At 60.4% G+C, this 25051-nt stretch carries 18 protein-coding genes; 8 read left to right on the top strand and 10 right to left on the bottom strand.

Annotated features, from left to right (window positions below):
* Nucleotides 1-99: 99 nt before the first annotated feature.
* Nucleotides 100-630, bottom strand: a complete 531-nt coding sequence (locus tag FFI16_RS23835) for a bacterioferritin (protein WP_017136789.1) — start codon at nt 628-630, stop codon at nt 100-102.
* 98 nt (nt 631-728) lie between these two features.
* A complete protein-coding gene (locus FFI16_RS23830) occupies nt 729-1625 on the bottom strand; it encodes a LysR substrate-binding domain-containing protein (protein WP_138817080.1) in 897 nt (298 codons plus the stop codon).
* Nucleotides 1626-1762: 137 nt separating this feature from the next.
* Here FFI16_RS23830 and FFI16_RS23825 point away from each other — a divergent pair, with 137 nt between their 5' ends.
* Nucleotides 1763-2404: an FMN-dependent NADH-azoreductase gene (locus FFI16_RS23825; RefSeq protein ID WP_138817079.1), complete on the top strand. Its 642-nt coding sequence runs from the start codon at nt 1763-1765 to the stop codon at nt 2402-2404.
* A 73-nt stretch (nt 2405-2477) separates the two neighbouring features.
* Entirely contained in the window at nt 2478-3368 is an 891-nt protein-coding gene (locus FFI16_RS23820) for a triacylglycerol lipase (protein WP_138817078.1), read from the top strand.
* Between the two features lie 13 nt (nt 3369-3381).
* Here the strand turns inward: FFI16_RS23820 and FFI16_RS23815 are convergent, their stop codons facing one another.
* Nucleotides 3382-4281 carry a DMT family transporter gene (locus FFI16_RS23815; RefSeq protein WP_138817077.1) on the bottom strand — a complete coding sequence of 300 codons (900 nt, stop codon included), beginning with the start codon at nt 4279-4281 and terminating at the stop codon, nt 3382-3384.
* Between the two features lie 97 nt (nt 4282-4378).
* Between FFI16_RS23815 and FFI16_RS23810 the strand changes: the two genes are divergently transcribed.
* From FFI16_RS23810 to FFI16_RS23800, 3 genes are all read left to right on the top strand, one after another.
* A complete protein-coding gene (locus FFI16_RS23810) occupies nt 4379-5167 on the top strand; it encodes a helix-turn-helix transcriptional regulator (protein ID WP_138817076.1) in 789 nt (262 codons plus the stop codon).
* Nucleotides 5168-5239: 72 nt separating this feature from the next.
* Complete coding sequence (locus FFI16_RS23805; protein WP_138817075.1) at nt 5240-5542, top strand: PsiF family protein; 303 nt, start codon at nt 5240-5242, stop codon at nt 5540-5542.
* A 192-nt stretch (nt 5543-5734) separates the two neighbouring features.
* Nucleotides 5735-6748, top strand: coding sequence for an AI-2E family transporter (locus FFI16_RS23800; protein ID WP_056860493.1), 1014 nt, complete (start codon nt 5735-5737; stop codon nt 6746-6748).
* Nucleotides 6749-6867: 119 nt separating this feature from the next.
* Here FFI16_RS23800 and FFI16_RS23795 read toward each other — a convergent pair whose 3' ends face one another.
* A complete protein-coding gene (locus FFI16_RS23795) occupies nt 6868-8136 on the bottom strand; it encodes an Hsp70 family protein (RefSeq protein WP_138817074.1) in 1269 nt (422 codons plus the stop codon).
* Nucleotides 8137-8374: 238 nt separating this feature from the next.
* On the opposite strand from FFI16_RS23795, the gene FFI16_RS23790 reads away from it, so the two are divergent.
* From FFI16_RS23790 to FFI16_RS23780, 3 genes are all read left to right on the top strand, one after another.
* Entirely contained in the window at nt 8375-9316 is a 942-nt protein-coding gene (locus FFI16_RS23790) for a DnaJ C-terminal domain-containing protein (RefSeq protein WP_138817073.1), read from the top strand.
* An 83-nt stretch (nt 9317-9399) separates the two neighbouring features.
* Complete coding sequence (locus FFI16_RS23785; protein WP_138817072.1) at nt 9400-14499, top strand: dermonecrotic toxin domain-containing protein; 5100 nt, start codon at nt 9400-9402, stop codon at nt 14497-14499.
* Nucleotides 14500-14643: 144 nt separating this feature from the next.
* Nucleotides 14644-20664: a dermonecrotic toxin domain-containing protein gene (locus tag FFI16_RS23780; protein WP_138817071.1), complete on the top strand. Its 6021-nt coding sequence runs from the start codon at nt 14644-14646 to the stop codon at nt 20662-20664.
* Here FFI16_RS23780 and ureC read toward each other — a convergent pair.
* From ureC to FFI16_RS23750, 6 genes are all read right to left on the bottom strand, one after another.
* Nucleotides 20661-22361, bottom strand: a complete 1701-nt coding sequence (gene ureC / locus FFI16_RS23775; RefSeq protein ID WP_138817070.1) for an urease subunit alpha — start codon at nt 22359-22361, stop codon at nt 20661-20663. The genes FFI16_RS23780 and ureC overlap by 4 nt on opposite strands.
* Before the next feature lie 113 nt (nt 22362-22474).
* The gene (locus tag FFI16_RS23770) at nt 22475-22780 is read right to left on the bottom strand and encodes an urease subunit beta (protein ID WP_012721964.1); all 306 of its coding nucleotides are present in this window, start codon (nt 22778-22780) and stop codon (nt 22475-22477) included.
* Nucleotides 22777-23310: a GNAT family N-acetyltransferase gene (locus tag FFI16_RS23765; protein ID WP_138817069.1), complete on the bottom strand. Its 534-nt coding sequence runs from the start codon at nt 23308-23310 to the stop codon at nt 22777-22779. Before FFI16_RS23765 ends, FFI16_RS23770 begins: the two co-directional genes overlap by 4 nt.
* A gap of 5 nt (nt 23311-23315) precedes the next feature.
* Nucleotides 23316-23828, bottom strand: coding sequence for a GNAT family N-acetyltransferase (locus FFI16_RS23760; protein ID WP_138817068.1), 513 nt, complete (start codon nt 23826-23828; stop codon nt 23316-23318).
* Nucleotides 23829-23837: 9 nt separating this feature from the next.
* A complete protein-coding gene (gene ureA, locus FFI16_RS23755; RefSeq protein ID WP_003217383.1) occupies nt 23838-24140 on the bottom strand; it encodes an urease subunit gamma in 303 nt (100 codons plus the stop codon).
* Between the two features lie 59 nt (nt 24141-24199).
* Nucleotides 24200-25039 carry an urease accessory protein UreD gene (locus FFI16_RS23750; protein ID WP_138817067.1) on the bottom strand — a complete coding sequence of 280 codons (840 nt, stop codon included), beginning with the start codon at nt 25037-25039 and terminating at the stop codon, nt 24200-24202.
* Between the last annotated feature and the right edge of the window lie 12 nt (nt 25040-25051).

Genomic DNA, 25051 nt, shown 5'->3' with positions numbered 1-25051 from the left:
GCGGGCTTGCTCGCGAAGGCGGAGTGTCAGTCAGTATTGCTCTGACTGACACTCCGCCTTCGCGAGCAAGCCCGCTCCCACACTGTTTTGTGGTGTTAGTTACAGGTCCTGCAGAATATCCGCCATGTCATCGGCGTGTTCTTCTTCCTGGGCCAGGATGTCTTCAAAGATGCGACGTGTAGTCGGGTCTTTATCACCGATGTACTGGATGATTTCGCGATAGCTGTCCACCGCGATCCGTTCGGCCACCAGGTCTTCGTAGACCATTTCCTTCAAGGTGTTGCCAGCCACGTATTGAGCGTGGGAGTTCTTCGACAGCAGGTCGGGGTTGAACTCCGGCTCACCGCCCAGTTGCACGATGCGCTCGGCCAGTTTATCGGCGTGTTCGGCTTCCTGGGTGGCGTGCTCCAGGAACTCATCGGCGGCGACACTGGCTTTCAAGCCGCTGGCCATGAAGTAGTGTCGCTTGTAGCGCAACACGCAGACCAGCTCAGTGGCCAGCGACTCGTTGAGCAGGCGGATAATTTCTTCACGGTCGGCGTCGTAGCCTTCGGTCACGGCGCCGTTTTCGACGTGCTGGCGGGCGCGGCTGCGCAGGGTGGCAACGTCGGTCAAGTTTGCTTGGGTCATCTCAATCTCCTGGTGCTAATCCGGTTTTGCGCCACGCTCTGTTGGCGTGATCACTCCAAGTTGTGAGTCCTGGCTGACGCAAAAAGTTTTATCGGATTTCACACCGCCTGGCCGGATAGCTCGGCTTCCTCCCGCACCCACTGGAAAAACGCCCGCACCGGCGGATGCCGCTCACGCCCCGGCACACACAGCGCGCTATAGCCGGCACCGCCCACACTGATCTGCGGCCGATAGGGCACCAGCAGGCCGCTGGCGACGCTTTCGGACACCAGGATATTGCTCGCCAGCACCAGCCCTTGGCCGGCAATTGCCGCCTGCAGCGCGTAGTGTTCCTCGTCGTATTCTCGCAACGGACCCAGGCCGAGCCAGGCTTCACCCGCTTTATCACACCAGGCTTGCCAGCCCAGGGCATAGAGCTCGGAGTTGTGCCAGCGCACGCTGATCAGGGTCGGCACCTGAGTACTGGCCCGCGCGACCTGCTCGGGCGAGCCGTACACCGCAAAACACTCGTCGAACAAACATTGGCCGTACAGATTGGGGTAATCGCCCAGGCTGTAGCGAATCACCAGGTCGACACTGGCGTCTTGTTGCAGGTCGACCACCTCACATTGGGTGTCCAGGCGCAGGTTAATGTCCGGATGAGCGGCATAAAAACGCCCCAGCCGTGGCACCAGCCATAACGCTGCAAAGGCGGGCGTGGTCGAGACGGTGAGGTGCCCGGTGCTGCGTTGCGGGCGCAAGGTGTCGAGGTTCTGTGCCACCTCCAGCAAGGCGCCATGCAGGCTGCGAAACAGCCGCTCGCCGCTGTCGGTCAGGCGCACCCGGCGTGGCAGGCGCTCGAACAGCGGCACGCCGAGCCAGGTTTCCAGCGAGCGAATCTGATGCGATACCGCCGTGGGGGTCACCGACAGTTCCTCGGCCGCCGCCTTGAAACTCAGCAGGCGCGACGCGGATTCGAACGTGCGCAGGGCAGTAAGGGGCAGCGAAGCAAACATTTCAACTCCATGGATGAATTGAATTCAGCCGGATTAACTATTGATCATTTGTCGGCCAGCACCCACGGCTCTAGATTCGCAGGCAGAAGCGGTGGCCATCCAGGTTGCCTGAGTTTACTCCGTGAAGGGTTTTACAGATGAAAAAAATGCTTGTGATACATGCCAGTCCACGTGGCGAACGTTCGCACTCGCGGCGCCTGGCCGAGTCGTTTCTGCAGGCCTGGCAAGCCGCCAACCCCGGCGCCCAACTGACCCGCCGCGAAGTCGGCCGCGCCGCCATTCCCCATGTCAGCGAAGCCTTCGTGGCGGCCAATTTCTACCCTGAGCCGCAATCATTGCCGCAGGTGATGAAGGCCGATCTACAACTCAGCGATCAACTGGTTGGCGAGCTGATCGACCATGAACTGCTGGTCATCTCCATGCCGCTGTACAACTTCGGTGTGCCCAGCGGCCTCAAGGCCTGGATCGATCAGATCGTGCGCATGGGCCTCACCTTCGATATCACCCTGGACAGCCACGGCAACGCGCAATACCAGGCGTTGCTCAAGGGCAAGCGCGCGTTGATCATCACCAGCCGAGGCGGCAACGGCTTTGGCCCAGGTGGCGAGAACGAGGCGATGAATCACGCTGACCCGCACCTGCGCACAGTGCTGGGCTACATTGGTATCGACGACATCCAGGTGATTGCCGCCGAGGGTGAGGAATCGGACAAAAGCGTGTTCCTGCGCGCCTTTGCAGAGGCCGAGCGCCAGTTGCACGACCTGGCCGGGCATTTCTAACGGCGCGGTCATGGGGCAGTCATGTCGGTTGGTCTAGGATGGCATTATCGCTTTCCGACCTGGATGTTGCCCCATGCCCGATTTCCTCGCCACGCGTTACCCCTTGGTGTTGGTACCCGGCATGCTGGGCTTCGTGCGCGTAGGCTTTTTCCCTTACTGGTACGGCATTGTCCCGGCACTGCGGGCGGGTGGGGCGCAGGTATTTGCGATTCAGGTGGCGCCACTGGACTCCAGCGAGGTGCGCGGCGAGCAGTTGCTGGCGCACATCGAACAAATCCGCCGCGAGACCGGCGCCGACAAGGTCAACTTGATCGGCCACAGCCAGGGCGCGCTCACCGCGCGTTATGCCGCCGCCATGCGCCCGGAGTGGGTGGCGTCAGTGACGTCGGTGGCCGGCCCCAACCATGGCTCGGAACTGGCGGACCATATTCACGCCCATTACCCGCCGGCCAGTGTGAAAGGCCGACTGATGAGCGCGGTGTTTCATCTGGTTGCCTGGGTGATGGGCTTGCTGGAATCCGGCTATCGCGGCCCGCGCTTCAAGGCCGATCTAGAGGCTTCGCACCATTCTCTTACCAGTGCCGGTGTGGCCTTGTTTAACCGCCAGTATCCCCAAGGGCTGCCCGAAACCTGGGGCGGGCAGGGCGCCGAGGTGGTCAACGGCGTGCGTTATTACTCGTGGTCCGGCACCTTGCAGCCAGGCAAGACCGATCGCGGGCGCAACCTGCTGGACGGCACGAACCGCAGTTGCCGGTTGTTCGCCCGCAGCTTTGTGCGTGAGAAGGGCCAATGTGACGGCATGGTCGGGCGCTACAGCTCGCACCTGGGCACGGTCATCGGCGATGACTACGCCCTGGATCACTTCGATATCGTCAACCAATCCATGGGGCTGGTGGGCAAGGGCGCGGAGCCGATTCGGTTGTTTGTCGAGCATGCCCGGCGGCTGAAGGCGGCCGGGGTTTAACAGGGAGACCGGGTTATCGTTCATCGCAGGCAACCCCAACCTCGCGGCGCACCGGCGTCGTCCAACGCTCCGACAAAATCACCCCGCCCAAGGTCAGCAAACCGCCGACCAAGTGATACATCGCCAGTTCTTCCTTCAGCACCACTGCCGCAATCAAGGCGGTAATCAGCGGCAGCAAATTGAAAAACAGCGTGGTGCGGCTTGGCCCCAGGTGTTTGACCGAATGCATCCAGGCCAGTGGCGCCAGCATCGACGCCAGCAAGCACGCGTACAGCACCAGGGGAATATTCGCCCAGCCCAAGCCGGCCTTGGCCGAGAACAGAAACAACGGAAACAGCACCACCACCGCCACCAGGATCTGCAAGTACAGCAATACCAACGGCGGCAGGCGCAGTTGCCATTTTTTCAGCAGGGTGCTGTAGACCGCGTAGGCCAGGGTGGCGAACAGCATCATCGCGTCACCCAGGTTGAGCCCGTGTTGCAGTAATGCGCCGAGGTTGCCGGCCGAGACCACCACCACAACGCCTGCGAACGACAGCACCGCGCCGGTCAGCGCGCCGAAGGTGAGGCGTTGGCCGAGGCTGATGATGGCGGCAGTCAGCGACATCAACGGCATCAGCGAGAGGATGATGCCCATGTTGGTGGCGCTGGTCAGCGTCGCGGCGTAATAGGCCAGGCTTTGATACACCGCCATGCCCAGCACGCCGAGGATAAAGATCTTGCCCAGGTTCGGACGGATCAGCGCCCAGTTGGCCAGCACCGGCTTGAGCATGAAAGGGGTAAACAGCAGCGCCGCCAGCAACCAGCGGTAAAAGCCGATTTCTGCGGGGAAGATCGAACCCACGGCCAATTTGTTGACCACGGTATTACCGGCCCAGATAAAGATGGCCAGCAGGGGATACGCGTATTGCATCGAAAGAAACCAGGTGTGTTGATGAGCCGGGATTATCCTCTGTCTGGATAGAAGCCTATACTGCGACCCAGACAACCGACCTCTGTATCCAGACAATATGGCCAGACACACTGTACGCCTCGCGGATTTTCGCAGCCTGCCCAGCCCGGTGTACTTCCGCTACTCCGAATTCGCCCCCGACACCGAATGCACGCCGCACCGGCATGGCTGGGGTTCGTTGGACTATTCGGCCAATGGCGTGATGCGCATGGAAGTGGCCGGCAACCGCTTTATGTCGCCACCGCAGTACGCGGTGTGGATCCCACCCAATACCGAGCACAGTTCCTACAACGCACAAGCGATTGTGTATCGCTCAGTGGGCCTGGCTCCGGAACTCTGCGCACAACTGCCGCAGGCGCCGTGCACCTTGGCGATCAGTGACATTCTCAAGGCGATACTCAGCGACTTTGCCCAGCGTGACGTCAATATTCCGCAGACCGAGGCCGATACACGCCTGGCCCAGGTGCTGGTGGATCAGCTCAAGCAGGCGCCCATACATGATTGCTTTCTGCCTTATGCACGTCACCCCGGGTTGCTCAGCGTACTCGAAGGGATGCAGGCCGAGCCTGGGGACAATCGCCCGTTGGCGCAGTGGGCTGAGCAAGTGCATGTGAGTGAGCGCACCCTGGCCCGTCAGTTCGTGCGTGAGTTGGGCATGAGCTTCGGCGAATGGCGCCAGCGCCTGCGCTACCTCGCCGCCATCGAAGCCCTGGACAGCGACCGCAGTGTGCAACACGTGGCGTTTGACTTGGGCTACAGCAGCGCCTCGGCGTTTATCGCCATGTTCCAGCGTCACGCCAGCTGCACCCCAGAGCAGTACCGCCGGTCGAATATTCGCGGGCGCTGAAGATGTAACAGGTTTTGACTACACTGCTGCGTAGGCCGTGCCCCTTTGGTGCGGTAACAGGGAGAAAACTCCATGAAGATGCTGCGTATTCCGTTGTTGATGATGGGCCTGCTGCTGTGTTCCCAAGGCTTCGCTGCCACAGCCCAGCAAAATAAAATGACCACCTGCAATGCCGAAGCCACCACCAAGACGCTCAAGGGCGATGACCGCAAGGCTTTTATGAAGACCTGCCTGTCGGCGCCGGCCGCCAACGATGCCAAGACCCTGACTCCGCAGCAGCAGAAGATGAAAGACTGCAATGCCACGGCGAAAACCAAGGCGTTGGCTGGCGATGCGCGTAAAACCTTTATGAGCACCTGCCTCAAAGGCAACTGATAGCGCCTATCTCCTGTGGGAGCGGGCTTGCTCGCGAAAGCGGTGTGTCAGTTTCAGATGTACTGACTGATCCACCGCTTTCGCGAGCAAGCCCGCTCCCACACTGCCGGTGTTCACAATTCAGACCTCTCGCTTGATTCTCTCAAGGCTGGCAGACTGCCCATCCTTTAACGCCGTTCGTTTTGAGGCTGTATGCCAACGTTTTCTCAGCGTCACGTGTTGTTGCTGGTCAGTTGCATCATCATTTTCGGCGGGCTCTTGCTGGTTCTGCCGCTCAAGCTGCTGCCGAGCCTGCTGGCCGGCCTGCTGGTTTATGAACTGGTCAACATGCTTACCCCGCAGTTGCAGCGACTGATTGAAGGCCGGCGTGCGCGTTGGCTGGCGGTGGCCTTGCTGGGCACCTTGATCGTCAGCGTGCTGACCCTGATCTTCGCCGGCGCCATCAGCTTCCTGCTCCACGAAGCGGAAAACCCTGGGGCTTCCCTGGACAAATTCATGGGCGTGGTCGACCGCGCGCGCGGGCAACTGCCGCCGTTCGTTGACGCCTACTTGCCCGCCAGCGCCGCCGAGTTTCGCGTGGCCATCGGCGATTGGCTGAGCAAACACCTGAGCGAGCTGCAACTGGTCGGCAAAGACGCGGCCCACATGTTCGTCACCCTGCTGATTGGCATGGTGCTCGGCGCCATCATTGCCCTGCAGCGTGTGCCCGACCTGACCAAGCGCAAACCCCTGGCCGCCGCGCTGTTCGACCGCCTGCACCTGTTGGTCCAAGCGTTTCGCAACATCGTCTTCGCCCAGATCAAGATTGCCGCGCTCAATACGGCTTTCACTGCGATTTTTCTCGCGGTCGTGTTGCCGCTCTGCGGTATCCACCTTCCCCTGACCAAAACCCTGATCGTGCTGACCTTCCTGGTCGGCCTGCTGCCGGTGATCGGCAACCTGATCTCCAACACCCTGATCACCATCGTCGCGCTGTCGCTGTCGATCTGGGTGGCAGTGGCGGCGTTGGGGTATTTGATCGTGATCCACAAGGTCGAGTACTTCCTCAACGCGCGCATCGTCGGCGGGCAGATCAGTGCCAAATCCTGGGAATTGCTGCTGGCGATGCTGGTGTTTGAAGCGGCCTTCGGTTTGCCAGGTGTGGTGGCGGGGCCGATTTATTATGCGTATTTGAAGAGTGAGTTGAAGCTGGCGGGGATGGTTTAAGCATTGTAGGTGCCTGAACTGGCCTCTTCGCGAGCAAGCCCGCTTCCACATCTGAAATGCATTCCAAGTGTGGGAGCGGGCTTGCTCGCGAAGGGCGCACAGCAGATTTAAGCTAAATCTCAGCTGCCGTAGCGCTTGCTCGCCTCAATCGCCAGACCACTGCCGATACTGCCGAAGATATTGCCTTCCACATGCCGTGCATTCGGCAGCATCGCCGAGATGCTGTGGCGCAGCGCCGGGATGCCGCTGGAGCCCCCGGTAAAAAACACCGTGTCTACTTGGGCCACGCTCACCGAAGCGTCATTGAGCAGCTGCGTGACGCTGTTGCGCACGCGCTCCAGCAGCGCGTCGATGGACGACTCGAACAATGCCCGCGTCAGGTTTACGCTCAGCCCCGGCTCAACTCGGTCCAGCAGCACATGGCGGCTGTCTTCGTGGGTCAGCTGGATCTTGGTTTCTTCCACTTCCATGGCCAGCCAGTGCCCGGCGCGCTGTTCGATCAGCTTGAACAGGCGATCGATGCCGCCGGTGTCTTCGATGTCGTAGCGCATGCTGCCCAGGGCCAGCTGGGATTTTTGCGAGTACACCGAGTTGATGGTGTGCCAGGTGGCCAGGTTCATGTGGTGGCTGGTGGGCATGTAGGCGCCGCTTTTCATGCGGCTGCCGTAGCCGAACAGCGGCATCATGCCTTGCAGGCTGAGTTGTTTGTCGAAGTCGGTGCCGCCGATGTGTACACCGCCGGTGGCGAGGATATCGCTCTGGCGGTTGTCGTTGTGACGGCGGTCCGGCGACAGGCGCACCAGCGAGAAGTCTGAAGTACCACCGCCGATGTCGACGATCAGTACCAGCTCTTCTTTTTCGATGGTGGACTCGTAGTCGAACGCCGCCGCAATCGGTTCGTACTGGAACGAGATGTCCTTGAAGCCGATCTTGCGCGCCACATCCACCAAGGTATTTTCGGCTTCCTGGTCGGCCATCGGGTCGTCATCGACGAAGAACACCGGGCGGCCCAGCACCACTTCTTCGAACTCGCGGCCGGCGTTGGCTTCGGCGCGGCTCTTGAGCTGGCCGATAAACAGCGCCAGCAGGTCGGTGAACGGCATGGCCGTGCCCAATACGCTGGTGTCGTGCTTGATCAACTTGGAACCCAGCAGGCTCTTGAGCGAGCGCATCAGCCGGCCTTCGTAGTTTTCCAGGTATTCGTGCAGCGCCAGGCGACCGTATACCGGGCGGCGCTCCTCGAAGTTGAAGAACACCACCGACGGCAGGGTGATCTTGTCGTCCTCCAGCGCGATAAGCGTCTCCTCGCCGGGACGGATCCAGCCGACGGTGGAGTTGGACGTGCCGAAGTCGATGCCGCAGGCACGGGCTGGGGATGTGTTGTTCATGTCTTCCAGGTTCCGGTTAAAAAACGGCCGCGCAGTGTATGTCACTCGCGCGCAGATGCGTAGGCCGACTATCCGCTAAATCGTGCTTGAAAGCTGGGTATTTGCCCCCACATCTGTTGCATACGGCTAGCGCCGATAACACTTTGACGCACCCCCAGGCCACATCACTCAACAGGTGCAAAGCAGCGCACGTTGTGCCCCGGGCTGTGCGATCTCGATTAAGGATGGTGAACTGCCGATGGATTTCAAAGACTATTACAAGATATTGGGTGTCGAGCCGAGCGCCGATGACAAGGAAATCAAGGCCGCGTATCGCAAGCTCGCGCGTAAATATCACCCGGACGTGAGCAAGGAAAAGGACGCCGAAGAGAAATTCAAAGACGCGTCCGAAGCCTACGAGGCGCTCAAAAGCGCCGACAAACGCGCCGAATACGATGAGCTGCGTAAATACGGCCAGCATGGCCAGCCGTTCCAGGGGCCACCGGGCTGGCAGAGCCGTGGCGGCTTTGGTGGCGGGGGCCAGGACACGGGCGATTTTTCGGACTTCTTCAGCTCGATCTTCGGCGCGCGCGGCGATGCCTTTGGTGGCGGCCAGCGCCGTCCTACCGGGCGCAAAGGCCAGGATGTGGAGATGCAACTGTCGGTGTCCCTTGAGGAAACACTGTCCACCGAGTCCAAGCAGATCAGCTTCCAGGTGCCGCAATACGATGCGTCTGGCCGGCATGTCAGCAATACCGTCAAGAGCCTGAACGTGAAGATCCCGGCCGGTGTGGCCGATGGCGAGCGCATCCGCCTCAAGGGCCAGGGCGCACCGGGTGTGGGCGGTGGTGCCAATGGCGACCTGTACCTGATCATCAAGTTTGCGCCGCACGCCAAGTTCGAAGTGGATGGCGAAAACCTGATCATCAACCTGCCGCTGGCCCCTTGGGAGCTGGCGTTGGGCGCGGAAGTCGCAGTGCCGACCCTTACCGGCAAGATCAACCTCAAGGTGCCGGCCGGCAGCCAGAACGGCCAACGCATGCGCGCCAAGGGCCACGGCTTGCTGAACAAGGCCGGGCAACGCGGTTATCTGTTTATCCAGCTCAAGGCCGTGATGCCTAAGGCTGCAGACGATGAGGTCAAGGCGTTGTGGCAAGCCCTGGCGGAAAAAGCCGCGTTCGACCCCCGCGAGCACTTCTGAGCGGGCTGTCTACATAGTTAGCGCCATCGGGAAAACGGCACTGCATAGGATGACAATCTTTTCCATTGCAAGGTTGTCTTCCCATGCCCGACCCTCAGATTTCTGCCCCACCTGCGCCCCTGCCCGGTGAGCAGGGGCAACATTACGCGCTGATCAAGCAAGCGATTCCTTCCTGCCTGGTCAACAGCTCGCCCGAACGGCGCAAGGCCCTGCAGCACACCGCTGTACATATCCCTACCTGGTATGACACGTCCTCCCAAGCGCAGAAAGATCAGCTCAAGACGCTGCTGGAAGCCCGATGCGAGTCCATGATCGAGCTGGAGAAGTCATTTGGTAAGGTCCAGTCGGTTGAAGGCTTTGCCCAGCCGCTATTGACGGCGGCATTGAAGGCGGCCGGCCATGAGCTGGACATCCATCACACCTGGTTGCGCCTGTACGTTCCTGTCGAAGATGCATTTGGTGTCAAAACGGGTGGCTATCAAGTCAAGACGCTCTCCTTGTTTCAGGCCGCCCTGGCTAATTTTGAGGCACGCGAGGCCGAGGAGGGCTTTTTCAACAGCACTTCCGGCTTCATCACCGAGCCGGATGCGCGCGGCCATTTCGATCGTCATACCACTTCCCTGACCATTCACGCGTTTGCCACGCTCTGTCGGGACCTCGACTTGGGTGCCCAGTACCTGGCTCACCTCAAAGCGTTGCTGGAGCCCGCCGATGTACGAGCCCTCAACGTCTTCCGCGAACGCTACATCAGTCATCAGAAGGACGCCTTCAAGGCTGCGGCTTACCTGGCGCTGCTCAAGGGCGACATCGGCGCCAGCGATCATGCGTTGCTGATGCGCGTGGCCGCCGGCGAACGGCGCATCATGTTGGGTGAAAAGCAAGTCTGGTACCGTCGCCCGTGCCTGATGAATCTGCACCTGCACGACTGTCTGATCATCGACCCCTGTGTCAAATACCGCTATTCGGATTGGATCATCGTCTACATCCCTGACGATCCCGAGCACCCGATCAAACGCTATGAAACGTTCAATGAGTTTCGCAATGACGTGACCGACCGCCTGACGGTGAAGGCCGACCATGAAACCGACCGTTCCAAAGGCTGGCTGGCGACGCCGAACCAGCGGTTTTTTGGCCAATTCATAGCCTACAAGGATCGGCCCTACTATTACCGCAGGCTCACTGAGTTGGTGGTGGACGCTCCGCCGCAACCGTTCGGTGCCCAGTGGCTACGCTCTGAGTGGGGGCGATGGCTGGTCGGGTTGGTATCCCCGCCGTTTTCCTCGATTACTTCAACGTTGGGTGAGCCACAGCCGTCAGTGCGGGTTCCCATAAAGGCGCCGGGCTTCAATATCAATGCTGACGCCCTCAATGGCCTGTGGGGCGAGGTGGACCTGTGGCCACATCGCTATGACAGCCTGCGTAAACGAATGTACGAGGACGCCCGCAACCAGGCCGTGTCCACCGCGGATGCCGACGAAGCGTCGCGCTCTCGACGTATTGCCCATTACCTGAGTATTGGGATGTTCGGTCTCAACCTGGCAGCGATGGCTATCCCGCCGCTGGGTGCGGTTATGGGAGGGGTGATGGCCGGGCAAGTCCTTTACGAAATCCTGGAAGGGGCTGTTGAATTGGGCGAGGGCGACCGCGAGGCCGGTTGGGCTCACATTACCGAAGTGGTGGAAAACCTGGCAATGTTGGCAGCCGGTGCGGCGGCGTTCCACTTTACGGTGTCGCCTTTCTTCGAGGAACTCAGGACGGTCACGCTGCCCAGCGGCAAGACGCGCCTGTGGAAGCCCGAACTGTCGTCTTACGAGTACACAGGGCCGATACCCATCGGTGTCACGGCCGATGAGCAGGGGTTGTACAAGTTTGACGGGAAATCCCTGCTGAAACTGGAGGGCAAATACTACGTAGTGGAATATGACGATGGGACCGAGGCGTACCATATCGTCCACCCCTCCCGGCCCGATGCCTATAAACCGATGCTTACGCAAAATGGCAGCGGCCTGTGGAACCATGAGGTCGAAAGGCCGCTGGGTTGGGAGGGGGCAGCGCTGATGCGGCGGTTGGGTGCGGTGACGGAGGGCTTCAGCGATGCCGAGCTGGAGCAGGTGCGCCGGGTTGCAGATGTGAGTGAAGACGTGTTGCGCCGTGTGCATGTGGACGGTGAGGCAGTGCCCGCGATTGTGCTCGATACCCTGCGCCAGTTCCGTGCCTATCGTGACGCGGTAAGCGTGGCCGAGGGCATCGGCCAAGGCGCCCTCAGCAGTCAATTGTGCAGCTACGCCGCGTCCTTGATGGTCGAACTGCCGGGCTGGCCGCCCAACAAGGCGATCGAAGCTTTTGCGGGCACCGAGTTGAGTGGGCCGTCGATCAAGTATGGCAATCGCCTGGCAACCGCAGCCGATACCGTGGGCATTCATCGCACCGACTTGATGAACGGGCAGTTACCCAAACGTATTGTCGAATCGCTCAGTAGTCGCCAGCTGGACAACTTGTTGCACAGCTCCAGGCACAGCACGCCCGAAGCGCGTACCGCAGCGTTGCAGGCGCAACTCCAGAAGAGGGCAATCGATGTGCGCTCGCGCTTGATGAACAGCATCTATGTTGAACAGCAGCCACCGTCGGACCCCGCGATCATGTTGATTCAGCGCGATTTCGGTGGCGTGCCGACGATCCTGGCCCGCGAACTGCTGGAGGACGCCACGCCGGCCGAGCGCGAGATTATGAAAAGCGCCGAGCGTGTACCGCTGCGTATTGCGCAGAAGGCGCGCCTGGCGCAACAACAGATGCGCCTGACCCACGCGTATGAGGGTTTGTACCTGGACGCTCTGGCCGGGCCGGACACTGAGGCGTTGGTACTCAATAGCCTGCAACGCTTGCCCGGTTGGACCGACAACCTGCGCCTTGAGGTCCGCGAAGGGCATTTAGAGGGGGCGTTGCGCGCCAGTTTCGGCCCCGAAGATGCTGCAGATCGCAAGGTGCTGGTACGTCTTGATGAAGGGCGCTATCAGCCGCGTAACACGCGTGATGAAGATTTGCATGGCATTGACGACCTCTACGTTTCGTTGCAGCACGCATTGACCGATCGTCACCGTCAAGCGTTGGGGCTTCCGCATCCCAAGCAGGGCGCTGCATTGAAAGCGAAAATCCTCGAACATGCCTTGCCCCGTGAAGAATTGCGCCAGGTGCTCAAGCTGCCAAGGGGCCGTTGGCCATTCTTCCGGGCACCGGTGCGCGTGTCAGGTGATCGACGTGGTTATCCGTTGAGCAACCATGGCCGGGAAGCCGCCGCGCGGTATGCCCTTGAGCGACGTATCAAAGATCTATACACAGGCTTCACCCAGGACCAGGTCGATGCGTTCATCGCCGGGACGGGGCCCGATGTCGCGAACATCCTCACGGCGCTGGAGCAGGAATTGAAGACGCTCAAGGACAGCCTGAAGACGTGGCTGCGTGAGCAGAAGGAACAGGCGACCCCCGCGGATCGTGCCTCGAGCGATTACTCAGAAAAACGTGCGGCCAGGCGGAGCATCATCAAGGCGCTGTTACAAGCATGGCGGCGCACAGGCGAGGAGGACGAGGCGCTGACCGGAACGTCCCAGGGGCAGTTTATGGATTTGTCCGGCGAACCGCTGCATAACCAACTGGAGCAGTTACCACCGCTGACGGCCTACTTCGGGCATGTCTCTCACCTTGACCTGTCAGGCACAGGGCTGACTGACGGTATAGATACCTTTCTGGGCTACTTCCCGCGCCTGCGCCGACTGAACCTGAGCAATAACGAGTTGATTGAGGTGCCCGCACCCATCCAGCAGCTGTGGCGTCTCACCGAATTGGACCTGTCCGATAACCTGATCGAACTGGACGCCGCTGCGGTCGATGCCCTGCGAGGGCTCAAGCGCTTGAACTATCTGGGGCTTGAGAGCAATCCGTTGGTGTTGTCTCCGGATATCAGTCAGATGCCGGACCTCAATATCCTGAAGCTGGCCCAGACCGGGCTGACGACCTGGCCTACAGGAATATTCGAGCAGGAACGCGCGACCTCTTTTTATCTGGACCTGAGTGCCAATCAGCTGGAGCTGATTCCAGATGTAGCACTGGGCACGGCCCAATCGGGCATTGTAGCGCGCACCGAGATCAGCCTGGACCCCGAGTTTATCAGCGCAGAGAACCTGCAACGGTTCAGAAGCCATCGAGCGTCCGAGGGAATGGACCCCAATCGTGTCGCACCGCCACGGGGCATGCAGGAAAGTATTCATTGGCGTGAGGGGTTGAGCGAAGAGGAGTTTTTTGCTAACCAGAGCGCCTGGGATAGCCTTGAGCATGAGTTTGACTCCGAACCTTTCTTCAATGAGCTGCGCCTGTTGGCGCAATCGGCGGACGCCACGACCGAGGATCCCGCGGTAAGGGCCGAGTTGACGGGCAAAGTCTGGCAGATGATCAAGGCGGCGGTGGCGGACACTGCCTTGCGTAAAAAACTGTTCAGGATGGCTGAAGCACCGAGTGCCTGTGTGGATGCCGGCGCACAGTTGTTCAACGCCATGGGCGTCGAGGTCCTGGTTCTACAGGCCCAGGAGTTGCCAAGCGTTGACTTGATCGAAACGCGGCTGTTGACACTGGCTCGCGGCAAGTCACGCCTGGATGCGTTGGGCAAGATCGCCAAAGCCCGGATCGACGTGTTCTATGCTCAGGGGCGCAGATTTCCTGAGTACGATCAGGACGGGCGCGTGATAATTCGTCACGATGCTGATGGCAACCCTCTCGATCCGATCGATGAGGTGGAAGTGCACATGATCTACACCACCGCGCTGGCGCAAACCCTGGACTTGCCTTGGCAGTCACGTGGCATGCACTACGACGAACCCTCGGTGACGCCCGAGATGATCGAGCAAACGCGTTTAGAGGTGCTGGCGGCGGAAGAGGGGCCGAAGTTGGCCCAGCGGGTCCTCGAACAGGAGTTCTGGACGGATTTCCTGCGTCGATCCAACCCGCAACCGTTCGATGCCCTGGCGGCCCGTGAAGAGGCCTTGAACGATGCAATCAAGGCGCCGGAGCCGATCACCCAAGCCGCTTATGAGGCCGGCCAGGACCTGGTCGCCGCGGACTTCAAGGCCCTGTTTCTATCGCTGACCGAGCAAGCACTCGAGCGTGCCGGTTGGTCAGTCAGTGTCACCCCTTAAAACAGGAAATAACGCTGCGCTATCGATCCTTATCGATCACGTCGGCTTTGCGCACCTTGCTTGGAGCCTGCTAAATAGTTAACCCCAGCAAAAAAAATGCGCTGCATAGGATGGCAATCTTTCTCATGACAAGGTTGTCATCCCATGCCCGATCTTCAAATTATTGCCCCCACCACGCTCCCGCCCGGTGAGCAGGGAAAACATTACGAGCTGATCAAACAGGCGATCCCATCCTGCCTGGTCAGCAGTTCACCCGAACGGCGCCAGGCGCTCAAGCAGACACCCGCGAGTATCCCCGATTGGTACGACACCACGTCTCAAGCACAAAAGGATCAGCTCAAGACGCTGCTGGAGAGCCGTTGCCACTCCCTGAATGAGCTGGAGAAATCCCTAAGCAAAGTCCAGGCACTGGAAGCATTCGCCCAGCCGTTACTGGAAGCGGCATTGAAGGCTGCCGGCCATGCGCTGGACGTCAATCAAACCTGGTTGCGTCTGTATGTGCCGGTTGAGGAAGCCTTTGGCAGAAAAACCGGCGGATTCAGGGTCAAGACGTTCTCCTTGCTCAAGGCTGCCCTGGGCAACTTTGAGGCGCGGGAGGCCAAGAAGGATTTTTTCGACAGTGCCTCGGGATTTATCACCCCGCCGGATAGGCTTGAGCACTTTGAACGTCATGCCACGACCCTGAAAATTCATGAGTTCGCCCAGCTCTGCCGTGACCTTGATTTGGGGCGTCAATACCAGGCTTATCTCAGGGCGCAGTTGAGACCTAATAATGTACGGGTCCGCGCCGCGTTCCGGGATCGCTCCATCCGCCACCAGAAAAATGCCTTCAAGGCGGCAGCGTATCTGGCCTTGCTCAAGGGGGATATCGGTGCCACCGATTACGCGTTGCTGATGCGCGTGGCGGCGGGTGAAAAGGACATCATGGTCGATAACCAGCCGGTCGGTTACCGCTGCTTGAGCCTGATGAACCTGCACCTGCATGACTGCCTGATCATCGACCCCTGCGCCAAGCAGCGTTATTCGTGCTGGGTTATCGCCTACATCCCTGACCACCCCGAGCATCCCATCAAGCGTTATGAAACGTTTAATGAGTTTCGCAACGAATTAACGGATCGCCTGACCGCGAGCGCCAGCCAGAGGGCCGACCGCTCCAAGGGTGTACAAACCACCCAATACCAGCAGTTTTTTGCCCAGTTTGTCGCCGATAAGGATCGCGCTTATTACTACCGCAGGCTGACCGAGCTGGCGGTGGATGCGCCGCCCCAACCGTTCGGCGCGCAGTGGCTGCGGTCGGAATGGGGGCGTTTACTGACGGCCCCCTCCTTTACCTCCGGCTCGTCGCTGGGGGAGCCGCAACCGTCTGTGCGCGTTCCGATAACCGCCCCCGAATTCAACATTCAAGCCATAGAAATCGCCGGCCTCTGGCGGGCGGCGGACCTGTGGGTGTATCGCCATGCCAGTCTGCGCACGCGACTGTTTAACGATGCCCAAAACCAGGCCGTGAGCACTGAGGATGCTGACAAGGCATCCAGTTCCAGGCGCGCAGCCCATTACCTGAGTATCGGCATGTTTGGCCTGAACCTGTTGGGGATGGTGGTCCCACCCTTGGGCCTGGTGATGGCCGGGGTGATGGCTGGTCAGCTGCTTTACGAGGTCTTTGAAGGCGCGACCGAACTCAGCGAAGGCGACCGCGAGGCGGGTTGGGCGCACGTCACCGATGTGATGGAAAACCTGGCCACACTGGCGGCGCAGGCGGTGGCGTTCCACTTCACAGTGTCACCGTTCATTGAGCGGCTCAAAGCCGTCACGTTGCCCGGCGGCAAGACTCGCCTGTGGAAGCCGGATCTTGCGCCTTACAAGGTGCCTGTCGAACTGGCCGCAGGTGCCAAGCCAGACGCTTTGGGCCTTTACTCGCACGACGGCCAGTTGATTTTGCCCCATGAGGGTGACCACTACCGTGTCGGGCAGGACTCCGTCACCGGCCAGTATCGCATCCAGCACCCCAACCGCCCTGGTGCGTATGAGCCGCTGCTGGAACATAACCACGCTGGCGTCTGGAGCCATGAATTCGAGCAGCCGCTGACCTGGGACAAACCGACCCTGATGAGGCGCCTGGGGCTGGAACAGCGTGGGCTTGACGCCCAAACGCTGGAACAGGCCCGAATGGCCAGCGGTGTCGAGGAAGACGTCTTGCGCCAGACGTTTGTTGAGCATGACCCGGTGCCTTTGTTGCTGGATGACACGATCCAGCACTTCAAGGCTCATCAGGAACTGACGACGTTTGTCGAGCAAATGAAAAGTAGTGACCCGGCTGTCTATGCCCAGAGCGACCCCGTGCTGCAACTGCAAATCATGCGTCGACGAGGAATGTTGCCTGATGCGCCGCTACGGGTCAGGGTCAGTGGCAGCAACAGCCGGGTGTTGTGGGAGGAGACCTTCGGGGGCGCCTCCAGGCGCGTAGTGGAGGTCAGTGAAAGGCAGCTGGCGGGTGGTGAGTGGCTCGACCAGGTGCTGTACAGCTTGCAAGGCGTGGACACCGCGCTCAGGGAAATCCCCGGCAGTGCCGAAGAGTCGCTGGCGGTGCGGGCCGGCAAGCTGCGTGAACACATCGCCAACGTCGTCGATACCTTTAAGGGCTCGCTGGTCGAAGAGCGCTACCAAGCCTTGAATGCCACGAACGATCCTGATGTGCGCCTGGTCATGGCGACTTACCCAAGGCTGCCGGCGTCGATGGCCACTGAGTTGCTCAGAAGGCTGAGGGCTGAGCAGTTGCAGACCTTTCGGGATACCGGGTTTTTGCCCGAGGAACGTATTGAGCAGGCGAGGTGGCTTGAGCAGGAAGTTCGCGTATCACGTGCCTATGAAGGCCTGTACCTGGACACGCTGGCAGGTATTGATAGCCAGCGTCTGGCCTTGCGCACCCTGGAAACCTTGCCTGGATGGCAGCGTGGAACGCGGGTGGAGTTGCGTCACCACTCGGCCCAAGGCACGCTGCTGGATGCCATTGGTTCCGTGGATTCAACCACCACCAAGACCTTGGTGCTCAAGGACAATGGGTTGTTTGAAGCACCCATGCCCAGGGATTTTTTTGGGGCAATCTGGGACCTGTTGTCCACCCCCGAACGCCAGAGCCTTGGGGTCGCCGATGCACAGCAGTTGAAGGCCGCGATCCAGCAATCACCTTTGCCTCGTGAGCCGCTGCGCACGGTGTTGCTGGAGCATCCGGTGCGCAAACCGACGGTTGATTCGACACTCAGATTACTTGGCGGTGGCGGCGGGTCCAGCCGACAGGCGTCCAGCGACAGCGACAGCGACAGTGACAGTGGCAGTGACAGCGATTTAGTACGCGAGCAGGTCACCGATCTGTTCCCGTTGATGGACGAGGATGAAGTCGATGCGTTTGTCCTCACATTGGGCGACGATGTCGACGGTGGGTTGACACACTGGAAGACTGAACTCAAAACGTTGACGAGGGAGTTGGATACCTGGGTTTACGCCAGTGGGCCGCCGCGTGGATGGGATCTCAGCGTTCCCAGCGCGCACTCTATCGCCAGAGAGATCAGGAACCACTGGCGGCTTATGAATGAAGGCCCCCTGAAGTTGGTGATGAGAGGCGATCTGGAGCTACCGCTACTAAGTGCTGATTTCAGCCACATTGAGGGGCTTGAGATCTACGGCCGCGGTTGGTCCGGCAAGACTGATGCTTTCCTCACATCATTCACCCACGTCAAGCATTTGGCCCTGATCGGTTGCGGACTTACCGAGTTACCCGGCGCTATCGGTGAAATGCGCTCCCTGACTTCGTTGAACCTGACCGGCAATAATCTTGAGTTGACTCCACCAACCGGCCGTATGCTGAGCAACCTCAGCGCCCTTGTCACACTTGATCTGCGCAGCAACCCGCTGGGTGCCGCCCCTGATGTCCGTGGTATGCCAAATCTGGCGGAGTTGAACCTCAGTAATGCGCAAATTGAGCAGTGGCCCTTGGGATTAACCGCACTGACTGGATTGCGACGTGTCGATTTATCCGAAAACCGCCTGCAGGAGGTTCCACCAGAACATTTGGCACCACCGCCTGAGCAGCTTGACGCGATCGTTCGGACAAACAACGTCGTCATGCTTGAGCGCAATGAGTTTCCTGCGGACTATTGGCAGCAGTTCGATCGCTACTGGCAGACGCTGACGCAAACACGGCCCGAACTGCTGCAAGGAGCCATTGAGGGTGCCTTTGACAGTGGTAATCCAAGGCTTAGGGTCATGCAGGAAATATATCCCGACATTGGCATCCAAGCCTCCCGGAAGATGATTTGGGCGCTGGGCGAACGCGCTGATGCTGAGCTGGCCCTGCGAGAGCAGGAATTTAACGCGCTCAAGCGTCAGTTAAAAGCCTGGACCCCCTCCAACGAGCGTCAGAGTAACGAGCGCGTCGGGTTAAATGAGCGTGTGCTGGAATCCAACGGTCGTTATCACGCCAAGCGACGCATCATCAACTGCTGGAGAGCGGATAACCCCCTCGTTGCTGCCAGCGACGGTACGCTCATCGAAATCGAACTGGACCTCAGTGGGTTGCGCCTGTCGAGCCTGCCCGACCTTGGCGCGAGTTTCATCCGTCCGGCGGTACTCAAACTGAGCCATCTGAACCTGCGCACATCACCAGAAGGTTTCCTGGCGCACTGCCGAGGCGTGCGCTCGCTGGACATGTCGGATAACCATTTGTTCGAGTTGCCGCCAGCCGTGGGGAATATGCACGAATTGACCCGTTTGTCTCTGCAAAACAACCGAATCCGCTTGACTGCCGAGTCGGTTGCTCTCCTGTCGTCGCGCACGGCACTGCGTGACTTGACACTCGATGATAACTTCCTCGGCCTGACGCCGGATGTCAGCCAGATGACGGATTTGCGTACCTTGCAGATGAGCAATGCGGGGATTGATACCTGGCCTGCGGGATTGGTTGAACGGACAAACCTGCTACGGGTCGATCTGAGCCAGAACCGTATTACCACTCTCCCGGACTCCGTCATTGCACCGTCGGATGAGCAGTTGGCGCAGACGGCGCGCGTGACTCGTGTGACGGATATCAGCGAGAACCCGTTGACCGAGCAAACCCGGCGACAAGTTCACGAATACAGCCGGCGCCTTGAGGAAGCCGGGCTGATGTCTGAGGATCTTCCGAACACGCTACGGTTGACGGCTGATATTGCCCCTGACCGTGAAGCATCCACAGACGGCCCGCAGGATCTATTTCTGCGTTGGTCCCAAGGCATGTCCGCGCAAGACGCGAGTAGCAAGCGGCTCCTGTGGGTGGCATTGGAGCGCGTACCGAGGGTCGACCCGTTTTTTGACATCCTTGAGCGTCTGGAACCGACTGTCACCAACCACGCCGACATGCAGCGCCGCGTCTGGGACATGATCGAAAGCATCACCCAGGACACCGCCGAATCGGAAAACCTGCGCACAGAACTCCTCGACCTGGCCGGCGAGCCAGGGTGTTGTGACCTTGCGGCTTTCTCCTTCAGTAACCTGGAAGTGCGCACGCTGGCCTACAAGGCTCGTTTGCAGGCCACCGATCAGACCCAGGGCCTGCAATTGGCAAGGTTATCCAGGGGCTTGTTCCGCCTGCACGAAGTGGACAAGATCGCGTCGGCGGATATCCAGCGCAGCGAAGCCATCGTCAATGACCCCAGCGTGTCGGCGGACGACAAGTTGCCCCATACCCAACGCCTGGACGAAGAGGTTGAGATCCGACTGGCGTACCGTTACGGCCTCAAGGATCGGCTGCAGCTACCGGGGCAGCCGCAGGAGGTCGTGCATACCAACTTGGGCGACGTTACCTCATCAATGCTCGATACCGCCTATGACACGATCAAAGCCCTGGATAACTCTGCGCAAGAGCTTCAGGCGCTGCTGTCCAGGGACTTTTGGCAGGATTACCTGAAAGGCAAATACCCCGCGCAATTTGACGAGCTGCGCAACCCGTTTCACGATCAGTTGGAGGACTTGCGCAGCAGGTTTGAAGCCAACGCGATCACCGAGGCTCTTTACGATCAACGGGCCAGAGAACTTCAGGCGCAATTGCAGATCAGCGAGGCGGTGCTCATCGAGACTCTGACCCGTCAGGAGTTGCTTGAGCATCCGCTGGACGTGGCTGAGGTCGTTACCTAAAACAAAAAGTAGCGCTGGGCCATGGGCAGCACATCGGCCGGTTCACACCACAACAACTGCCCGTCGGCCTTGACCTGATAGGTCTGTGGGTCAACCTCGATATCCGGCAGGTAGTCGTTGTGTATCAGGTCGGTTTTCTGTACATCGCGGCAACCCTTGACCACGGCAATCTGCTTCTTCAACCCCAGGGCCTCGGGCAAGCCGGCGTCCTGGGCGGCCTGGCTGATAAAGGTCAGGCTGGTGGCGTGCAGCGAGCTGCCGAAGCTGGCGAACATCGGGCGGTAGTGCACCGGCTGCGGTGTGGGAATTGAGGCGTTGGCGTCACCCATCAGGCTTGAGGCAATCGCGCCGCCCTTGAGAATCAAGGTCGGTTTGATGCCGAAGAACGCCGGGCGCCACAACACCAGGTCGGCCCACTTGCCCACTTCAATCGAGCCGACGATGTGGCTGACGCCGTGGGTGATCGCCGGGTTGATGGTGTACTTGGCGATATAGCGCTTGGCGCGGAAGTTGTCATTGCCGGGGCCGTCGCCGGGCAGGGCGCCGCGCTGCTTTTTCATCTTGTCGGCGGTCTGCCAGGTGCGTGTGATCACTTCGCCGACACGGCCCATGGCCTGGCTGTCGGAGCTGATCATCGAGAACGCGCCGAGATCGTGCAGGATGTCTTCGGCGGCGATGGTCTCGCGGCGGATGCGGCTTTCGGCGAAGGCCACGTCTTCGGCAATGCTCGGGTCCAGGTGATGGCAGACCATCAGCATGTCCAGGTGCTCGTCGATGGTGTTGCGCGTGAACGGCCGCGTCGGGTTGGTGGAGCTGGGCAGCACGTTGGCGAAGCCGCAGGCCTTGATGATATCCGGCGCGTGGCCGCCACCGGCGCCTTCGGTGTGGTAGGTGTGAATGGTGCGGCCCTTGAGCGCGGCCAGGGTGGTTTCGACGAAGCCGGATTCGTTCAGCGTGTCGCTGTGAATCGCCACCTGCACGTCGTATTGGTCGGCCACGTTCAGGCAGTTGTCGATGCTGGCAGGTGTGGTGCCCCAGTCTTCATGCAGCTTCAAACCGATGGCGCCGGCCTTGACCTGTTCGATCAGCGGCTCGGGCAAACTGGCGTTGCCCTTGCCGGTAAATCCGATGTTCATCGGGAACGAATCGCTGGCTTGCAGCATGCGCGCCAAATGCCACGGGCCGGAGGTGCAAGTGGTGGCATTGGTGCCGGTGGCCGGGCCGGTGCCGCCGCCGATCATGGTGGTGACGCCGCTGGTCAGCGCCTCTTCGATCTGCTGTGGGCAAATGAAATGCACGTGGCTGTCGATGCCGCCGGCGGTGAGGATCATGCCTTCACCGGCGATCACTTCGGTGCTGGCGCCGATGGCCATGGTCACCCCTGGCTGGATGTCCGGGTTGCCGGCTTTACCGATCGCATGAATGCGGCCGTTCTTCAGGCCAACGTCGGCTTTGACGATGCCCCAGTGGTCGATGATCAGCGCGTTGGTGATCAAGGTGTCGACCACTTCATGGGCGAGCAATTGGCTTTGGCCCTGGCCGTCGCGGATCACCTTGCCACCGCCGAACTTCACTTCTTCGCCATAAATGGTGAAGTCCTGTTCGACTTCGACGAACAGGTCGGTGTCGGCCAGGCGGACCTTGTCACCGACGGTGGGGCCGTACATGTCGGCGTAGGCTTGGCGGCTGATCTTCATGTGTGTATGCCCTGAAAAATAGGTGTTGAATGTGATATCGCTATCGCAGGCAAGCCAGCTCCCACAGTTGGAACGCATTCCCCTGTGGGAGCTGGCTTGCCTGCGATGAGGCCCTAAAGGTCGCCCATGATCCGTCCGGCAAACCCGAACACCCGCCGCCCGCCGCTCAAATCCACCAACTCGATTTCGCGGCTCTGCCCCGGCTCAAAGCGCACCGCCGTCCCGGCGGGAATATTCAGGCGCATGCCACGGCTCGCCGCGCGGTCAAAGGTCAGCGCGTCATTGGTCTCGAAAAAGTGGTAGTGCGAGCCCACCTGGATCGGCCGGTCGCCGCTGTTGGCCACGCTGAGGGTGACGGTGCGCCGGCCGACATTGAGTTCGATGTCGCCAGGCTGGATCTGATATTCACCAGGAATCATGCAGGTTGCCCCAGGGTCTTGAAGTAGATGGCGGTCGGGGTGTAGCGCCCGTCCGGGCTTTGGCAGTAGTTGGGCAGCTCACCGATTTTGGTGTAGCGCAGCGACTGGTAGAAGGCTTCGGCACCGGAGCCGGCCTCGGTGTCCAGGTACAGCAGGCCGCGCTTGTGCTGGCGCGCGGCGAGTTCCAGGGTGTTCATCAACTGTTGGCCCAGGCCATGACGTCGCGCGCTGCTGTGTACCAGCAGCTTTTGCACTTCGGCGCGGTTCAGGCCGTTGGTTTTCAGGCACAGCGCCAGTTGCACGCTGGCGATGACTTGTTCGTCGCGCACCACCACCCACAGCAGCAGGCTGCCCTCTTCGATACTGGCCTGCACGCCGCTCAAATAGGTACGGGCCTGGGCGTCATCGAAGTCGGCCATGAAACCGACTGAAGCGCCGTGCTTCACCGCGTCCAGCAACAGCTCAATCAAACCCAGGCGGTAATGGGCAAAACTTTCAGCATTGACTCGACGCAGTTGCGTAGCGCTCATCGATCTCACTCCTTGGGCGGTTCGGCGCCCGGGTTCAATGTCAGTTGCATAAAGGTCAGGTCCAGCCAGCGGCCGAACTTGATGCCCACTTGCGGCATGTGCCCGGTGCTGATGAAACCCAGGCGTTCGTGCAGGCGGATCGACGCCTGGTTGCCGCTTTCGATGGCCGCGACCATCACGTGCTTGCCGCAGGTTGCGGCACGCTCGATCAGCGCTTGCATCAGGCGCGGGCCGAGGCCTTTGCCGCGTTGGTCATTGCGCACGTACACCGAGTGCTCAACGCTGTAGCGAAAGCCCTCGAACGGGCGCCAGTCGCCGAATGAGGCGTAGCCGGTGACTTCATCGTTTTCCACCGCCACCAGAATCGGATACTGCTGCGCCTGGCGTGCCGCGAACCAGGCTTGGCGGTTGGCCAGGTCCACCGGTTGTTCGTTCCAGATTGCCGTGGTGTTGAGCACGGCATCGTTGTAGATGTCGCGGATCGCCGGCAGGTCTTGTTCGGTAGCATCACGAATCATGGCCGGGCCTCACGCAATTGGCTGGTGGACGGTCACCAGCTTGGTGCCATCGGGGAAGGTGGCTTCCACCTGGATGTCCGGGATCATTTCCGGGATGCCTTCCATCACTTGCTCACGGGTGAGCAGGGTGGTGCCGAAGTGCATTAGCTCGGCCACGGTGCGGCCATCGCGGGCGCCTTCCATCAGCGCTGCGGAGATATAGGCGATGGTTTCCGGGTAGTTGAGCTTCACGCCACGCGCCAAGCGGCGCTCGGCCACCAGGCCGGCGGTGAAGATCAGCAGTTTGTCTTTTTCCCGTGGGGTCAAATCCATGGTTCAAGGTCTCTCATAGAAAGCATTCTTAACTGCATCAGAGGTCAAAATTTTGATCTTCAGGTGCTCCAGATTCGTGGTGCGACGGCTTCTCGCCCCAGCACTGCCGGGCGCAACAGCCGCCATAAATCAATCAACCAACCCCGCGCCAGCAGCGCCTCACTGGCCAGGCAGCGGGCGACCAGCAAGCCGGGCAATTGGGTCAGGTCACCGCGCACCGCGTGGGGCAGGGCGCGGCAGGTTTCCAATAATTCAGGGTCTATATCGCCGGTCAGCAGCAACGTCGCAAACACCGGCTGCCCGTCCAGCCCTATGGGCGAGTCGAGCAAACCGTCGGCGCCTACAATGCGCTGGCGCTCATGCCAGAACAACTGGCCGTCGCGGCGAATATCCAGGTGCGATTGAAAGTGGCCCAGGTCGAAACGCTCGCCGCTGGCCGGGCGGCCTAGAGCGATCACGTCCCAGTAGAACAGCCGTGCATCGCCTTGTAGATCAATGCGCGTGCTGAGTTCGGCCTGGGCGGCGCTGAACACGATGGTCTCCTGGGGCAGCCATTCCAGAGTCGCACCGGCTTCCACGGTGAGGTCGAGTGTTTGATAGGCCGGGCCGCTGGCGCGATACCACTTGGCCGCACCGGGGCTGGTCAATTGCGCCCAGGCGCCTGCGCCGACGTGAGCGCTGATGTCCAGGCGGTCGCCGCCGGCAATCCCGCCCGGCGGGTGCACGATGATGTGCTGGCACACCTCGGGGCCTTCGGCGTACAGGTGCTTTTGCACCCGCAGCGGGCCAAGGTGGCGGCGCATTACCGGGCGCGTGGTGTCGCCGAAGCGCGCGTAGCCAAGTTCCAGCTCGGCATGCCAGCTGGGGGTGAACAGGGCAGGGGTAACGGGCAGGTTCATATGTTCAGGCTT

Origin of the sequence: Pseudomonas sp. KBS0710 (assembly GCF_005938045.2) — a bacterium.
In the GTDB taxonomy this organism is placed as follows: domain Bacteria; phylum Pseudomonadota; class Gammaproteobacteria; order Pseudomonadales; family Pseudomonadaceae; genus Aquipseudomonas.
The sequence above is the reverse complement of the archived record's forward strand: the minus strand, read 5'-3'. Positions and strand labels throughout refer to the sequence as shown.

Bases quoted from the DNA above. Each gene is read 5' to 3' on its own strand.
- FFI16_RS23835 (WP_017136789.1), bottom strand. From the start codon at position 630: ATGACCCAAGCAAACTTGACCGACGTTGCCACCCTGCGCAGCCGCGCC.
- FFI16_RS23830 (WP_138817080.1), bottom strand. From the start codon at position 1,625: ATGTTTGCTTCGCTGCCCCTTACTGCCCTGCGCACGTTCGAATCCGCG.
- FFI16_RS23825 (WP_138817079.1), top strand. From the start codon at position 1,763: ATGAAAAAAATGCTTGTGATACATGCCAGTCCACGTGGCGAACGTTCG.
- FFI16_RS23820 (WP_138817078.1), top strand. From the start codon at position 2,478: ATGCCCGATTTCCTCGCCACGCGTTACCCCTTGGTGTTGGTACCCGGC.
- FFI16_RS23815 (WP_138817077.1), bottom strand. From the start codon at position 4,281: ATGCAATACGCGTATCCCCTGCTGGCCATCTTTATCTGGGCCGGTAAT.
- FFI16_RS23810 (WP_138817076.1), top strand. From the start codon at position 4,379: ATGGCCAGACACACTGTACGCCTCGCGGATTTTCGCAGCCTGCCCAGC.
- FFI16_RS23805 (WP_138817075.1), top strand. From the start codon at position 5,240: ATGAAGATGCTGCGTATTCCGTTGTTGATGATGGGCCTGCTGCTGTGT.
- FFI16_RS23800 (WP_056860493.1), top strand. From the start codon at position 5,735: ATGCCAACGTTTTCTCAGCGTCACGTGTTGTTGCTGGTCAGTTGCATC.
- FFI16_RS23795 (WP_138817074.1), bottom strand. From the start codon at position 8,136: ATGAACAACACATCCCCAGCCCGTGCCTGCGGCATCGACTTCGGCACG.
- FFI16_RS23790 (WP_138817073.1), top strand. From the start codon at position 8,375: ATGGATTTCAAAGACTATTACAAGATATTGGGTGTCGAGCCGAGCGCC.
- FFI16_RS23785 (WP_138817072.1), top strand. From the start codon at position 9,400: ATGCCCGACCCTCAGATTTCTGCCCCACCTGCGCCCCTGCCCGGTGAG.
- FFI16_RS23780 (WP_138817071.1), top strand. From the start codon at position 14,644: ATGCCCGATCTTCAAATTATTGCCCCCACCACGCTCCCGCCCGGTGAG.
- ureC (WP_138817070.1), bottom strand. From the start codon at position 22,361: ATGAAGATCAGCCGCCAAGCCTACGCCGACATGTACGGCCCCACCGTC.
- FFI16_RS23770 (WP_012721964.1), bottom strand. From the start codon at position 22,780: ATGATTCCTGGTGAATATCAGATCCAGCCTGGCGACATCGAACTCAAT.
- FFI16_RS23765 (WP_138817069.1), bottom strand. From the start codon at position 23,310: ATGAGCGCTACGCAACTGCGTCGAGTCAATGCTGAAAGTTTTGCCCAT.
- FFI16_RS23760 (WP_138817068.1), bottom strand. From the start codon at position 23,828: ATGATTCGTGATGCTACCGAACAAGACCTGCCGGCGATCCGCGACATC.
- ureA (WP_003217383.1), bottom strand. From the start codon at position 24,140: ATGGATTTGACCCCACGGGAAAAAGACAAACTGCTGATCTTCACCGCC.
- FFI16_RS23750 (WP_138817067.1), bottom strand. From the start codon at position 25,039: ATGAACCTGCCCGTTACCCCTGCCCTGTTCACCCCCAGCTGGCATGCC.